The sequence below is a fragment of the Helicobacter sp. MIT 00-7814 genome (assembly GCF_003364115.1).
In the GTDB taxonomy this organism is placed as follows: Bacteria; Campylobacterota; Campylobacteria; order Campylobacterales; family Helicobacteraceae; genus Helicobacter_F.
Window position 1 is genome coordinate 1 of the sequence record NZ_NXLL01000005.1, and the last position, 14,666, is coordinate 14,666.

Below are 14,666 nucleotides of genomic sequence, written 5' to 3' on the forward strand. Positions count from 1 at the left end.
GGGGGATAAGGGGAGCGACTTCGCAATTCAAGCCCCCTTGTCCCCCTGCAAAAAGAAACTTTTGAGAATCTAAGTGGGATTGAGCTAAACAAAAGGATTCTGATAAACAGAATCTTCTAAAGGAATTAAAAATATAAAACAAGATTCCAAAAAGAAAATTTTAGAAATTAGAAAATTGCAGAATCTAGAATCTCGCAAAGTTTTTATAAGATTCTAAAATGGATTGCTTCGCTTATGCTCGCAATGACTTAATTTTCTAGAATCCTTTTGTCTTACTTTATCAGAATCCCTTTACTTTCACTTTTCAAACTTCTTTAGATTCTCTAAAGTTTGTTTTTTCGCGCAAAAGGTCGCTCCCCCTTCCTCACTCCCCCCGCGCCAGAAAAGCTCCGCGCTTTTCTTCTCTCGGGGGGAGAGCCTCGCTTATTCCCTTGCTAGAAAAAAATCGGGCGTTGTCACTACTGACAACGCTAAATCACCGCTTTTTTTCACCACGCAAGGGGCGAGAATAAGGGTTACGCTAGCGCGTAACTTGAATTCCTTTAATTTGGATTTTCTAGCACAAAATCCCCACCAAATAAAAAAGCAAATTAGGCTATAATACGCGTTTATTTTTTATTTAGGAGTTTGTATGCAAATGCTTAATATTAATGAGAATCAAGAGTTGCAGGGTGCGAAAAACTTTATGTTTTGGTCTCTCATCAGTTACATTATTTGCTGTCTTGTTTGTGGGATTCCATTTGTCAATTTTTTTGCTTTTATAGGGATAATCGCTTCTTTTGTAACGGGTATGGTTGGGCTGTATAGGTTTAGCAAGCTTTGCAATACCTTTGTTTTCCGCTTGACTCTTATTAGCTTTTTGCTTGGGATTGGGCTTTTTATCGTAGGGATGACATGTATAATTTTAACTCAGGTTACTAAGAATCCTGTGCCACTTGTGATATTAGTGATTCTAGCTATTGTGTATTGTGTGCTTGTGTTTTATTGGTATTATCTTGTTTCTTATGAGATGAGTGCGCGCACAAATTTGAAGGAATTCATCACCTCTTTTAAGCTCAGTCTTATTTGGGCGATTGGCATGTTGTCGGTGCCTTGGCTTTTATTGTTTTTGCTAGGACAGCAAGCTGCGCTTATCTCAGTGGTTGTGCTATTTATCGTAAGCATTGCTGCGGTTGTGTTTTTGGCGATGGGCTTGTATAAAATCCAAGAAGTCAGCGTAAGAGAAGTTAATATTTGCAAACTTGAAAAAACTTCTAATGCTAGGGACTGACTTTATACGCATACTAGTAATTTTTAGAGATTTTAACCAACGCAACAGAAACTAAAGAATCTCATCAACCAAATAAGGTTATGTATGTGCGCGAAGCGGAGCTCACAAGGGCTTTGCTCTTGTGAGTGATATATTTGAAGGAATAGGTAGCGGAGCCAAAGCGGAATTCACTTCCGCGCAGGCGATACAATTAAAAGGAATAATACTCACCCAAATTTCCCATTGATATAATCTTGCGTTTTTTTATCCTTTGGCTTAGTGAAAATCTTTTGCGTTTCATCAAACTCTATCATCTCGCCGAGAAGGAAAAACGCCGTTTTATCCGAGATTCTATGTGCTTGCTGCATATTATGCGTGACGATGATAATGGTGTAGTCTTTCTTAAGCTTTGAGATGAGCTCCTCGATTTTGAGCGTAGAGATGGGATCAAGTGCGCTTGTTGGCTCGTCCATCAAAATCACCTCCGGATTTACCGCGATACTGCGCGCGATACAGAGCCTTTGCTGCTGCCCGCCACTTAGACTTAGCGCGCTTTGCTTTAATCTATCTTTTAAATCTTTCCACAGCCCAACATCTTTAAGCGATTCCTCAACGATAGAATCTAGCTTGTCTTTCCCCTTTACCCCATGCGTTTTGGGACCAAAGGTGATATTGTCATAAATGCTCATAGGAAAGGGATTTGGCTTTTGAAACACCATTCCAACTTTTTTGCGCAGGGCATTGACATTGTATTTTTTGTAAATATTATCCCCAAAAAGCAGAATCTTGCCCTTAATCTTGCAATTTTCCACCAAATCATTCATTCTATTGAGGCTTTTTATAAAGGTAGATTTCCCGCACCCGCTAGGTCCTATAAACGCGCTCACTTCGCCTTTTTGTATCTCCATATTAATATTTTTTAGCGCGTGAAAATTGCCATAAAAGAGATTCATATCCTTAATACTAAAGCAAATTTTTTTATTCATTGTTATTCCTTTGTGAGTTTTTTTGCGATGAAATTCGAGGCGCAATTTATCCCAAGCACCATGAGGATTAGCACCATGGCGGTGCTGTAGGCTTGATTAATATGCAGTCCTTCAGATGAAAGCGCATACATATGCACGCTCAAAGTCCTTGCAGAATCAAACACTCCAGCCACCTGCGCTACTGAGCCAGAAGTATAAAGCAACGCCGCAGATTCTCCGACAATTTTACCAATGCTTAAAATCACACCAGCTAGGATTCCGGGCGTTGCGGTTGGTAAGATAATGGCAAAAATGGTGCGAAGTTTCCCAGCGCCTAGTGCAAAGCTTGCTTCTCTAAGGCTTAGAGGCACTGCTTTTAGTGCTTCTTGCGAGCTACGAAGGATTAAAGGCAAAATCATAATTGAAAGTGTCAATGCCCCAGCCAAAAAGCTCACCCTAAAGCCAAAATAAATCACAAACGCCAAATATCCAAACAACCCATACACAATCGATGGAATCCCCACAAGCGTTTCACTCGCAATGCCAATAAGCCCAATTAGCATATTTTTTGAGTTTGCATATTCGCTCAAAAAAATCGCCCCAAAGATTCCAAGTGGCATGGCAATAGCAAGTGAAAGCAGCATCATATTGAAAGTATTGATGATTGAGGGAAGCATTGAGACATTTTGGCTTGTGTATTTCCAAGAGAATAAATCAAGGCTTAAATGCGGAATGCCTTTGATAAAAATAAACCCAATCAAAATGGCAAAAACGCCCAAAGTGCTAAAAATCGCAAGTCGCATAATGCAAAAAAGCACCAAAGAAGTGGCGTCTTTGAGCGCAAAAAGTTCAGAATCTAAAATCTTAGAGGAAAAATTTTTGAAAATAAAATATTTCAAACTTCGCTTCATGTCCCGCTCCTCCCCTAATGTTTGTCTTTTTTTAGCAAGCTAAAAGAAAGATTAATGCCTAAAATAAACACAAATAACACCACCGCATTTGCGATAAGCACATCTTTTTGCAAGCCCTGCGCGTAGCCCATTTCAAGCACGATATTTGTCGTCAATGTGCGCACGCCTTCAAGCACCGAGCTTGGAATCTGCACTTGATTCCCCGCTACCATGATAACTGCCATTGCCTCGCCTATGGCTCTTCCCACGCCTAAAATCACAGAAGCTAGAATCCCAGATTTTGCCTTAGGCAGTGTGGCAAAAAATATCGCGCGCTCTTTGCTCGCACCTAACGCCAACGCGCCTTCATAGTAGCTATTTGGCACGCAGTCAATGGCGGCTTTTGAAACCAAAATAATTGTTGGCAAAATCATAATAGCAAGCACAAGCGCAGCACTTAGCACGCTTTTGCCAAAGCCCCCAAAAGTGCCTGCGACAAAAGGCACAAGCACCACAAGCCCAAAAAATCCATACACCACTGATGGAATCGCCCCCAAAAGCTCAACAGCTGGCAAAAGAAACTTTTTTAACCTTTGAGAACAGAATCTTGATAAATACACCGCGCTTAAAACCCCGATAGGCACGCCAAAAGCGATGGCTAAGGCGCTCACATACAAGCTCCCTACAATCATAGGAAAAATCCCAAAAATTTCGTATTCTGGATACCATTCCATTCCAAAAATGAAGTCAAAAAAGCCGATGTGCGCGATTGTGGGGATTGTATTTGCAAACAAAAAGAAGCAAATCATACCCACTGCGAAAATAGAAATAAGCGCACAAAGGGCAAAAAGCCCCTGAAATGCGCGCTCTTTGAAGTTAGAGAGAGAAAATTTTTTAAAGTATTTCATTTATGTCCTTAAGCCTTTGCAGGATAGAATCTTTGCTCCTTAAAAACCGCTTCTTAGCGCAAATCCCAAGTCGTAATCTCGCCTGTGTAGATTTTTTTCACCTGCTCTTTTGAGAGATTTTCTATCGCATTAGACTTATTGACAATCACAGCCAGCCCATCAATTGCTAGCACTTGAGAAGTGATTCCCTTTTCAAGCTCGCTTGATTTCACTTCGCGTGAAACCATACCAATATCCGCAATGCCCTCAACCACGGAATTTACACCCGTTGTAGAATCTGATTGCTGAATCTGAATATCCGCGTTTGGATTGATTGTTTTGTAACTTTCCACGAGCTTTTCCATAAGTGGCGTAACTGAGCTAGATCCAGCGATGATAAGCTTACCGCTTGGCTTTTTGGAAGTGAATTTCGCGCTTTTGCTTGCGATATAGCCCGCTTTTTCAATCACACTTTTTGCATTTATGCTGTAAGCCAAAAAGTCCTCGATAAGCGGATTCTTTGTTTTTATTACGACATTAAATGGACGCGAGATTTTATAGCTTTTGTTATTGATATTTTCCACGCTTGGCGCAACTCCATCGATTTTGATGGCTTTTACCGTGTCATTGAGCGAGCCTAGCGAAATGTAGCCGATTGTATTATGTGAATTTGCAATCGTTGTCATCATCACACCTGTAGAGTTTGTAACTTCTGCTTTTTTGGTAGTGGCGTCAATTTTCTTGCCATTATGCTCTTTTTGAATACCAAAAATCTCTACAAACGCGCTCCTTGTGCCTGAACCCATCTCACGCGAAATAGGATAAATCGCCTCTGCTCCCAGCGCCACACTCCCAGCGCCCAACACATACGCACTTAATAAACCTAAAAACACTTTTTTCATTGTTTGCTCCTTGTTTGTATTTTGAAACGAGCAAATTATAAAAAGCGCTTGTAAAATGATTTTTTGGCTTTTGTAAAAAATTTGTAAAAGATTCTTAGCAGTTTTGGCGCGGGGTAAATTACTCTATCAACTTTTGTGTATTGATATCAAAGTCAAAATATTCTGACACAAAATCCGAGCTGCTCACTTTTTCATAATGATCTGCGGCGGCTTTGAAGTTTTTATTTTCTTGATAGAGCAAAGCAAGGGCAAATTTTGCTTCTAAATTTGTCACGGATTCTAATTTTGAAATCTGCAAAAGTGCTACGGCGTTTTCATGTCTGCCTGCGCCAAGTGCTGCCACCGCGCCCAAAAATCGCGTATGCGCGTCATCTTCTTTCAAATCATCAATAAGCGTGTTGTAATACACAAACGCCTTTTCAAAATTGCTATTGTAAATATTTAAAAGTCCTAGCAGTTGTAAAATGCCCGCTGGATTCTCATGTTCGCTCAAAAGCTTGCGCTCTAACTCTGGCTCAAGGCTTGAAAGTGTGCCGGTGATAAAGCCCACATACACAAATAATTCCCTCGCAAGCGCTGGTCCAAAATAAATACTTGTTTTATCAAGATTCTTTTCTGAAAGATTTGCGTTGAGTTCTAGCGCGACACTTTGTAAATCTTTTTTATAGAATCTCGCAAGCTCATACATGATATTTGACACCACATCGCGCGGATAGAGTTCTTGCAAATGTTTAAAAGAGCTCATTGCAAAGGCTGGATCATCTTTTGCCATTGCATACACACTTTGCAAGGCGTAATAAATTGGCAGTTTTTGCTCGCTTTGCTCAATCCAGCTAAAATCATCAATTGGCACGCTATTAAGATAGCGCAATAAAGAAAGCAAAAACACCTCTTTTGTCTTATCTTCAAACTCAATATCTGCAAAATCCGCTCGTATCGAGCTTAAGATTCTATCAGTATTCCTATAAGTGAGCTTGCCGGCAATCACAGCAAAAAGCCCGGATAAAATATCGCTTGTATCTAAATGATAAGCGCGTAAAAAATGCGTGTAAGCATTGTCATAATCCCCTTCTTGCGCAAACAAAACGCCTAGATTATAATGCAAAATAGAATGATTTGGATAAATTGCAATAGCCTTTTGCATATATTCTTTGGCTTTTCTTAAGTTATTTTTATACGCCTCTCTTAAGCCCAAAACAATATTTTGATTTACCTTTGCAATCCCACTTCCTTCACTCAAGCCACTTTTAGCAATCTCAATATTTTGAATCTTAGCATTTATCCCGCCCTCTCTAATTGCCTCTAGTGCCTCTTTGGCGTCAAACACGCGCAGTGGCGCATAAAAATATAAAATCTTAAAACTCAGAATCTGCTGGTGCTCAAACTTGCGATTCCAAAAATTTTCCTGCGCGATATTGACATTAAACAAATCCTCTTTTAACTTTATACGAATAGGATAAGTCTCTAGCTTCGGATTATGCTCATCTTCGCGCACAAAGCGATTGAGAATAGTCGCACTTTCTTTAAAATTCCCAAGCTTAATCTCAATAAGTTGCAAGGCAGTGAGCGCGTTTGGATCTTTTGGAAAATAGGAGAGATACTCATAAATATAAGAGCGCGCCTTGTCATACTCGCCAAGTCGTGCGTGCAAAAGCGCGATTGCGAGATTATCTTTTTTTGAAGGCGTTTTTTTGAGCGTGTTAAGCGCGTTAAAATCATCATTAAAAAGCACAAATGTGCGCGCAGCGATTTTATTATTTTGGGTTTGATAGAGTTTAGAATTTGGGTGCAAAAGCGGAGAGAGAGATTCAAAATAAAAGCCCTTGTAGGTGTTAATAAGCGCATACACATAGGAATAAAGTGGTTGCTTGCTCGCATCATACAAATGCGAAGCGCTCAAGCCAAGATAATATTGCGAAAGGGCGGGATCGCCTAACTTATACGCCGCATAGGCTGCATTGAGCGCGCTTACAGAGACATCTTCGCCAGCAGCGATAGCATTGTCAAATGACGCGATGGCTTGTTTGTATTGCCCTTCTTTGAGCTTGATTACGCCTAGATTGTAGCTTGCAAGCGATTGAGAAAAGATTGAGATATGCTCAAACAAATCAAGTGCTTGCATTTTATCGCCTTGCTCATACAAGAGATTTGCTTTTTTTATCATTTCATCTAATGCGTCATCATCGATACTTCCAGCTCTGCTAAGGGTTTGGACGATGGGTGGGGTTTGGATTTTTTTAGGTGGCAGGACTTTAGCCTCTTCCTCTTGTGGTTCTGGACTTTTAAGCGCAAACACCAGCACAAGCGCGAGAATCACCACCACACACACCACAACGCCTACAAAAACAAAAAATGTTTTTTTGTTTTGCTTAGGATTTTTTAAAGACGCAGGCAGGGATTTAACACGCGCAAGCAAGGATTCTAACTTCGCCTTAAAGCCACTTTTTGCGCTTTGCGTATTTTCCTGTGCGCCCTCTTGTGTGGATTCTTGCGCATTTTCCTGCGTAGATTCTTGCGTGGTGTTAGATTCTGTTTGAGAATCTCTCTTTGGGTCGTTTAAATCTACTTCTTGTAAATCATCTGCCATGGCGCGCCACTATTAAAGGTATTTTTGAAGCACTTGTGGGATTTCAATACTCCCATCTTTGTTTTGATAATTTTCCATAATCGCAATAAGCGTGCGCCCCACCGCAAGTGATGAGCCATTGAGCGTGTGAGCAAGGAGATTTTTTTTCTCATCTTTGTAGCGGATTTTTGCGCGCCTTGCTTGAAAATCGCGCGTGTTTGAAATCGAGCTTATCTCGCGATAGCATTTTTGCCCCGGAAGCCACACTTCTATATCAATGGTATTGCTCGCGCTAAAGCCCAAATCCCCGCCACAAAGCTGCATAAAGCGGTGAGGCAAGCCTAATTCTTGCAAGATTCCACTTGCGGTTTGAAGCATTTTTTCTTGCATGCAATCGCTTTGTTCAGGCGTTGTGATCGCCACAAGCTCGACTTTGTCAAATTGATGCTGGCGGATCATTCCGCGTGTATCTTTGCCCGCACTTCCAGCCTCTTTACGAAAGCATGGCGTTTGCGCGGTTAGCATTATAGGAAGCTCGGATTTTGGGATAATAGTGTCATTATAAAGATTTGTCAGAGTGATTTCAGAAGTTGAAATAAGATAGAGCTCATGCGCTTGCAAATTCGTAGAATCTAGCTCTTCAAAGTCTTGATTGCCAATTTTAAACATATCAGATTCAAACTTTGGAAGCTGTCCTGTGCCAAAAAGGCAGTTTTTATTCACAATCACCGGCGTCACCACCGCTTCAAAGCCCGCTTTTTGGTTGTAATCAAGCATAAAATTTATAAGCGCGCGATTAAGCCTAGCACCCATTCCGCGTAGCACGCTAAAGCGACTTTTTGCCAGCCTCACGCCCGCTTCAAAATCTATCCAGCCATTTTTGTTTGCCAGCTCCCAATGCTCCTTTGGCTCAAAATCAAACGCCCTAGGCTCTAAGATTTTTTTTATCTCTACATTATCGTGCTCATCTTCGCCCTCTGGCGTCTTGCTATCGGGCAAATTTGGGATTGTATAGCTTATTTTTGTAAGTGCGGATTCTATTTTTTCAAGCTTTTTTTGCGCCTCTTGCATTTCTTGTTTGTTAGAATCTAGCTTTGCTTTAAGCTCGTTTGTGTCTTTATTTTGCGCGCGCAAGGTGGCGAACTCTTTTGACGCGCTATTTTTAAAAGCTTGCAATTCCTCTAGCTTTTGCTTTTGGGCTTTATACTCACAAGCAATGGTGTAAAGCTCTTGCAGCAGCTCTTTGCTCACTTTTTTAATCTGCAATTTTTGCGCCACAAATTCAAAATCATTTAAAAGCAATTTTGTATCTATCATTTTCAGATTCTCCATAGCTAGGCATTTACCTAAGATATGAAGTCTTAAGCATTTTTTATTCCGATTAAAATTTTTGTTTAAATTAATCATTTTTACACTAAAATTGCAAGCTTGATACACATAAATATAAGGTTTGCAATGTTTGGCGTAGGCATTTTTGAGATTCTTGTCATTTTGATAGTGGCGGTTATTTTTTTAGGACCGGATAAACTACCTCAAGCAGCCGTGGATATTGCTAAATTTATGCGTGCGCTTAGAAAAACCATCAATGACGCAAAAGAAACCTTTGACAACGAAGTGCGCCTAAGCGAGCTTAAAAAAGAAGCGCTTTCCTACAAGGAAACGCTGACAAAAGACATCACCCAAAGCGTGGATTCTCTAACTTCTATACCAAAAGATCTCACAAATGAAATCACCAAAAGCCTAGATGAGGTGGATTCTAGCACATCAAAAAATGTGGATTCTCAAAAGACAGAATCACAAAAGACGGAATCAATAGAGGCGCAAAATGGCGAAATCCAAAAAAGCCCAGAAACTTTGGCGCTGGAAAGCCTAAACTTCCAAAGTGAAGCCATCGATAAAGAAATCGCCGAGCTCAATAAACAAGCCCAGCAAGAAAATGAAGAGAATGAAACAAACCACAATGACAAGAATCTAAGCGCGCAAAACACGCAAGATTCTAACAATAAGGCTTAATCAATGTTTGAAGATTTAAAACCACATTTACAGGATTTGCGCAAGCGCCTTATCATCTCTACACTTACGCTACTTGTGGCGTTTGGTGCGTGCTTTAGCTTTTGGGAATTGCTCTTTGACTTTGTCGCAGCGCCTATGAATAAAGCGCTAAGTAATGACACCATAAACGCGCACCTTGCGACACTTAGCGTATTAGAGGGCGTATTTGTCGCGTTGAAAGTCGCGTTTTTTGCCGCGCTTGTGGTATCGATGCCGGTTATTTTTTGGCAGTTTTGGCTTTTTGTCGCGCCCGGACTTTATAAGCATGAGAAAAAAATCGTCCTGCCATTTGTGGGCTTTGCAAGCGCTATGTTTTTTGTAGGCGTGGCGTTTGCGTATTATCTTGTGTTACCTGTGGTGATTGAAAATGTCTTGCTTTTTGGGAATGATAAGTTTGAAGGAAGCATTAGCGCGGATAATTATGTGATGTTTTTTACAAGGCTTGTGATTGGCTTTGGGATTACTTTTGAACTGCCGGTGCTTAGCTATTTTCTCGCGCGCGTTGGAATGATTACAGACAAGTCGATGAAGAGCTTTTTTAAATATGCGGTGGTGATTATTTTTGTCATCGCAGCGCTTATCACGCCACCTGATGTGATTTCGCAGATTTTTTTGGCAATTCCGCTTATTGGGCTTTATGGGATTTCAATCCTTATTGCAAAAATGGTAAATCCCGCAAAAGAAGAGGCTGAAGATTTAGATGAGGACGAGGAAGAAAAGCCAGATTCCAAAGAGTGATTAAATCTCTAGCAAAATTAAAAAATCTTTTACTACGAGGATTACCATTGCAAGCACCAACCCGAAAGGATTTTTTTCTGCAATCTTATGATTATGATTTGCCAAAAGAGCTCATCGCCTATGCGCCCACAACGCCAAGAAGCGCGGGAAAACTCCTTGTGTATAAAAGAGCGCAAAAAAGCATTGAGCATGTTCATTTTAGCGATTTTTGCGATATTATCCCGCGTGAGAGTATCCTTGTGTGCAATGATACAAAAGTGCTTAAGGCACGCCTTTTTGGACGCAAAATTAGTGGGGATTATCAAAACGCGGATTCTAAACTCTATGAAATCTTTTTTCACAAGCCTTTGGAATCTGGGGGCTGTGAGAAGCTAGATTCTAAAAAGTTAGATTCTAATAAACTAGATTCTCAAATTTCAACCAACAAATCCTCTGCGCCCGACAAATCTACACCGCGCTTTTTAGTCCAAATACGCGGAAAGGTGAAGTGCGGGGATTGTATTGTGCTAGATTCTGGCGTGGAGGTGCGGATTTGTGAGATTCTCTCTAATGGCTTGCGCGTGGTGGAGTTTCAGGATTCTAATGGTGGGATTTTAGATTTTTCTAAAGTTTTGCAACTTTTAGAAAATCACGGCGCTATGCCCCTGCCACCTTACATTAAGCGCGAGGCGAACGCGCAAGATGAGCACGATTATCAAAGTGTGTTTGCAAAGCATGCAGGCGCTGTGGCTGCACCTACGGCGAGCCTGCATTTTAGTGCGGAGGATTTTAGCGCATTGCAGAAACGCTTTCAAACCTGCTTTGTGACGCTACATGTGGGCGCTGGGACATTTCAAGGCGTGGAGAGCGAGGACATTAGAGCACATACAATGCATTCAGAATCTTTTTTTATCCCGCCACAAAGCGAGGCGATTTTACAAAAACATTTCAATGATGGCGCGCTTCTTTGCATTGGCACAACCGCCGCGCGTGTGGTGGAAACATACGCGAGGGAAGGCAAAAATAGCGGTGAATGCGAGCTTTTCTTGCACCCACACAATCCCCCGCGCGCAAAGTTTGGGCTTTTAACAAATTTCCACCTTCCAAAATCCACACTTTTAATGCTAACAAGCGCGCTCATTGGGCGGACAGAGACTTTACGCGTGTATGAGGAGGCAAAAAAGGCAGGTTATAAATTTTATTCCTTTGGCGATGGAATGCTTATCCTATGAATGTGAAAAATCCGCAAACTAGGGACTTAAACACGCTTTTGTGCGAAAATAATATAACGCTAGATTCTGCGCAAATAGCACTTTTGGAATCTTACACAGCGCTTCTTTTACGCTGGAATGAAACGCACAACCTCAGCGGGGCGCGCACAATAGAAGGAATGCACGAAAATATCGTAGATTCTTTGTGTCCCTTGCATTTTTTGCAAAGTTTTAAAAGTGCGCTTGATATAGGCAGTGGCGGGGGATTTCCGGCTATTTCTCTAAGCATTGCGCGCCAAAATGCGACTTTTAGCCTCCTTGAGCCACGCGCGAAACGCTTTTCATTTTTGCAAAATGTGATTTGTGAGCTGGGGCTTAAAAATGTGAGCGTGTATAAAGCGCGCTTAGAATCTCTTAATGCTCTATTCCCTAATTCCCCGCTGCAGGTTGATTTAATCACTTCACGCGCGGTAATGCCAGCTTCAAAACTTATGAAAATGGCACGCGGATTTTTGAGTAAAAATGGCTATTTTTTGCTTTTTAAGGGCTCACAATTTGGCGCAAATCTCAAGCAAGAAATCCCAAATGCAAGCCAAAATGAGTGTTTTACAAGAAATGATAGAATCTATTTTTACACAAAAAATTCTTTTGATTTTTAAGGAGTGAGAAGTGAAGTATTTGCTAGTTTTAGTCGGTGTGGTGGCGTTTGTGTGGTTTGTGCTTTTGCGCCCAAAGCTCAAAAAATCACCAAATGTGGAAACATCTAAGCGCGCAGATTCCAAAAGATTGCAAGGTGAAATGATGGTAGAATGTGCGCTTTGTGGAAGTTTTGTCTCGCAAAATGACGCGTTGCAAAAAGGCGAGGTTTTTTACTGCTCGCAAGAATGCTTGCAAAAGGCGACAAAATGCTAATTTTTGGACATTCACATATTACAATGCCCTATTTTAGGCGCGTAGAAAATATTCAAAACATTCAAACAAGCCCGAGTGATAGTATCGTGTGGTTTAGGCATGATGAGAGTTTTGCGCTACTAAAACATTGCAAAGAATTTGAGATTCCCTGTGCGGTGATGGTGGAGAATGTTATTGATTTTATGCTGTGCGCGCACTTTAGCCCGCGCTATTTGCTGGTAGATTCCCACGCGGAGGAATATCAAAAAATCATCGATACCTATTTGCTAGATTCTAAGCTTTTATGCGTGGTTGAGGATTTGAGCGCGATAAAAACGCTTGCGAGCTTTGGCGTTGATGGCGTGATAACAAAGGCATATTTGGGGCTGTGATTTAATCATCCCGCCAAAAAAATTCAAGAATCTTGCACTTCAAGCGCGCTCTGGGCATTTTGCGCGTTTTGAGGCTTTAGATATCCTTCATTTACAAGCATTTCGACAATTTCTTTGAAAATCGGCGCAGCTGTGCGCGAGCCATAGTAGTCGTTTTGGATATGAGATTCAAAGACGACAACGCCTATGGTGTAGGTTTTTTGAGAATCTTTTGCAAAGCCAAAAAACGAGCCATTGTATTTGTCAATGTAGCTTCCATCTTTTGCGATTTTTGCCGTGCCTGTTTTCCCGCCTACGATGACACCTTCCACTGATGCGGGCTTGCCTGTGCCTTTTTGCACGACATCAATGAGAAGTTCTTGCATTTTTTGCGCATTATGAGGGGAGAGAATCTGCAAAGGCTGTGGTGTCGGCGCGATATAGCGCTCTGTGCTTGGCGCGCTAATGTATTGCGTCACGCGCGGTGTGATGAGAAACCCGCCATTGCTAAAGCTCGCATACGCGCGCATAATCTGAATAAAAGTCGTCTGCAAACCATAGCCATAGCTCAAAGTCGCCTTTGTGGCTTCCTCGATATTGAGCCGCCGCACACTTGGGAGCGAGCCTTTTTTCTCATAAGGCAAATCAATGCCCGTAATATCCGAAAATCCAAACGCCTTTAGCGCAGTATGCAGACTTTGAGAATCTAGCGACGCGCTAAGCTTCACCATACCGATATTGCTAGATTTTAATAAAATCTCTTCTGGCGTGGCGTTTTTTACAAGTGTGCTATCGCGGATCGTGTAGTTTTTAATCTTCACCACACCGCCTTCTAAGTCAAAAACCTGCTTTGGATTTATCATATTTTTTTCAAGCAAAATAGAATAAATGATGGGCTTAATCGTGCTTCCGGGCTCATACACACGCTCAATCGCGCTCAAATTTAGCACAGAATAATCCTGCAAACTTCGCAAGGTGTTTGGATTGAAACGATTTGAGCTACCGAGAGCCAAAAAGCGCCCACTTTGAGAATCCATAACGCCCGCAATCACTTCCTGCACATTATAGCGCGCCTTTGCCCTATCTAAAATCATCTCCAGCTTATGCTGCACGCGCAAAGGAATGCTTAAAGTAATATTAAAGCCATCTTGACGCAGTTTTTTCACCGCGCTTTTATCCATAATCACATTAAAGCCGATGTCGCGCTTCCCGCTAATAAGCCCATCTTGCTTCGAGCTTAGAATCTCGTTGTAATATTTTTCAACACCTTTAAGCCCATACACACGCGTGATTCCATCGATTTCATTTTTTTTCACATAGCCGATGAGTGGCTCAAGCACGCTTGAGTAAGGATAACTGCGATTGATCCCGCTGACTTGGATTGTAAGCCCTTGCTTTGGGATCACCACGCCCTTGGCATTTTCATATTCCCTAAACACATCATAGCGCAATAAAATGAGATTTAAGCGCCGTAAATTTGTCGCCACACTTGGCGAAAGTCGGTAGGAAAGCACGACATTGCCCTGCGCTTGGAACTTCTTATACACTTCACTTGTGGGAATCCCGCTATAAATCGAAAAGAGATTCACAAACAATTCTCTTTTTTGCGGATCGATGCTTTGGGTATTAATACTTGCTTTGTAGAGCTTTGAACTTGCGGCTAGCTCGAAATTATCAGAGCTAAAAATCGAACCACGCAAGGCGGTGTCGATTTTAGTAACCTCAAGCGTTGGAAGTTTGCGCGGGGTGATGATTTTGACATAAATAATGCCTAGAAATGCCACAAAGCACAGCGATAGAAAGAAAAACACGCTTAAAATAACCGCTACTTTTCGCTCTTGCAAGATACTCCTTTTGGCATTATGCGCGCAAAAATCCTAAAAATATTTGATTCTAAATATGGGTGATTAAAATTGTAAAAAGCAGAAATTTGCGCCCAAATTTTATGCTTGCTTTGTATTTTTT

13 protein-coding genes and 1 pseudogene are annotated in these 14,666 nt (G+C 41.4%); 7 read left to right on the forward strand and 7 right to left on the reverse strand.

Going from position 1 to position 14,666, the window contains the following annotated elements; translation table 11 throughout:
• The first annotated feature begins 631 nt into the window (after nt 1–631).
• Nucleotides 632–1,270 carry a hypothetical protein gene (locus tag CQA49_RS02320; protein ID WP_115574358.1) on the forward strand — a complete coding sequence of 213 codons (639 nt, stop codon included), beginning with the start codon at nt 632–634 and terminating at the stop codon, nt 1,268–1,270.
• 206 nt (nt 1,271–1,476) lie between these two features.
• Here the strand turns inward: CQA49_RS02320 and pstB are convergent, their stop codons facing one another.
• The 6 genes from pstB to serS form a co-directional block, all read right to left on the reverse strand.
• A complete protein-coding gene (gene pstB, locus CQA49_RS02325) occupies nt 1,477–2,235 on the reverse strand; it encodes a phosphate ABC transporter ATP-binding protein PstB (RefSeq protein WP_220271718.1) in 759 nt (252 codons plus the stop codon).
• 2 nt (nt 2,236–2,237) lie between these two features.
• Nucleotides 2,238–3,017 carry a phosphate ABC transporter permease PstA gene (gene pstA / locus CQA49_RS02330; RefSeq protein WP_258864164.1) on the reverse strand — a complete coding sequence of 260 codons (780 nt, stop codon included), beginning with the start codon at nt 3,015–3,017 and terminating at the stop codon, nt 2,238–2,240.
• A 122-nt stretch (nt 3,018–3,139) separates the two neighbouring features.
• Nucleotides 3,140–4,012, reverse strand: coding sequence for a phosphate ABC transporter permease subunit PstC (pstC, locus tag CQA49_RS02335; RefSeq protein WP_115574360.1), 873 nt, complete (start codon nt 4,010–4,012; stop codon nt 3,140–3,142).
• A gap of 53 nt (nt 4,013–4,065) precedes the next feature.
• A complete protein-coding gene (locus CQA49_RS02340; RefSeq protein ID WP_115574361.1) occupies nt 4,066–4,893 on the reverse strand; it encodes a substrate-binding domain-containing protein in 828 nt (275 codons plus the stop codon).
• A 118-nt stretch (nt 4,894–5,011) separates the two neighbouring features.
• Nucleotides 5,012–7,480, reverse strand: a complete 2,469-nt coding sequence (locus CQA49_RS02345; protein WP_115574362.1) for a tetratricopeptide repeat protein — start codon at nt 7,478–7,480, stop codon at nt 5,012–5,014.
• A gap of 12 nt (nt 7,481–7,492) precedes the next feature.
• Complete coding sequence (gene serS / locus CQA49_RS02350) at nt 7,493–8,776, reverse strand: serine--tRNA ligase (protein ID WP_115574363.1); 1,284 nt, start codon at nt 8,774–8,776, stop codon at nt 7,493–7,495.
• Nucleotides 8,777–8,914: 138 nt separating this feature from the next.
• Between serS and tatB the strand changes: the two are divergent.
• The 6 genes and pseudogenes from tatB to CQA49_RS02380 form a co-directional block, all read left to right on the forward strand.
• Nucleotides 8,915–9,113 (forward strand): annotated as a pseudogene (tatB, locus tag CQA49_RS10680) (Sec-independent protein translocase protein TatB); the annotation flags it as partial.
• 362 nt (nt 9,114–9,475) lie between these two features.
• Nucleotides 9,476–10,249 (forward strand): twin-arginine translocase subunit TatC, encoded by a 774-nt coding sequence (gene tatC / locus CQA49_RS02360; protein WP_115574365.1) that lies wholly within the window; start codon nt 9,476–9,478, stop codon nt 10,247–10,249.
• A gap of 47 nt (nt 10,250–10,296) precedes the next feature.
• Nucleotides 10,297–11,460, forward strand: a complete 1,164-nt coding sequence (queA, locus tag CQA49_RS02365; RefSeq protein WP_115574366.1) for a tRNA preQ1(34) S-adenosylmethionine ribosyltransferase-isomerase QueA — start codon at nt 10,297–10,299, stop codon at nt 11,458–11,460.
• Nucleotides 11,457–12,098, forward strand: coding sequence for a 16S rRNA (guanine(527)-N(7))-methyltransferase RsmG (gene rsmG, locus CQA49_RS02370; protein ID WP_115574367.1), 642 nt, complete (start codon nt 11,457–11,459; stop codon nt 12,096–12,098). Before queA ends, rsmG begins: the two co-directional genes overlap by 4 nt.
• A 10-nt stretch (nt 12,099–12,108) precedes the next feature.
• The gene (locus CQA49_RS02375; protein ID WP_115574368.1) at nt 12,109–12,351 is read left to right on the forward strand and encodes a PP0621 family protein; all 243 of its coding nucleotides are present in this window, start codon (nt 12,109–12,111) and stop codon (nt 12,349–12,351) included.
• Nucleotides 12,345–12,722 (forward strand): hypothetical protein, encoded by a 378-nt coding sequence (locus CQA49_RS02380; RefSeq protein ID WP_115574369.1) that lies wholly within the window; start codon nt 12,345–12,347, stop codon nt 12,720–12,722. The genes CQA49_RS02375 and CQA49_RS02380 overlap by 7 nt, the downstream gene beginning before the upstream one ends.
• Nucleotides 12,723–12,745: 23 nt before the next feature.
• Here the strand turns inward: CQA49_RS02380 and CQA49_RS02385 are convergent, their stop codons facing one another.
• The gene (locus tag CQA49_RS02385) at nt 12,746–14,545 is read right to left on the reverse strand and encodes a penicillin-binding protein 2 (RefSeq protein WP_258864160.1); all 1,800 of its coding nucleotides are present in this window, start codon (nt 14,543–14,545) and stop codon (nt 12,746–12,748) included.
• Between the last annotated feature and the right edge of the window lie 121 nt (nt 14,546–14,666).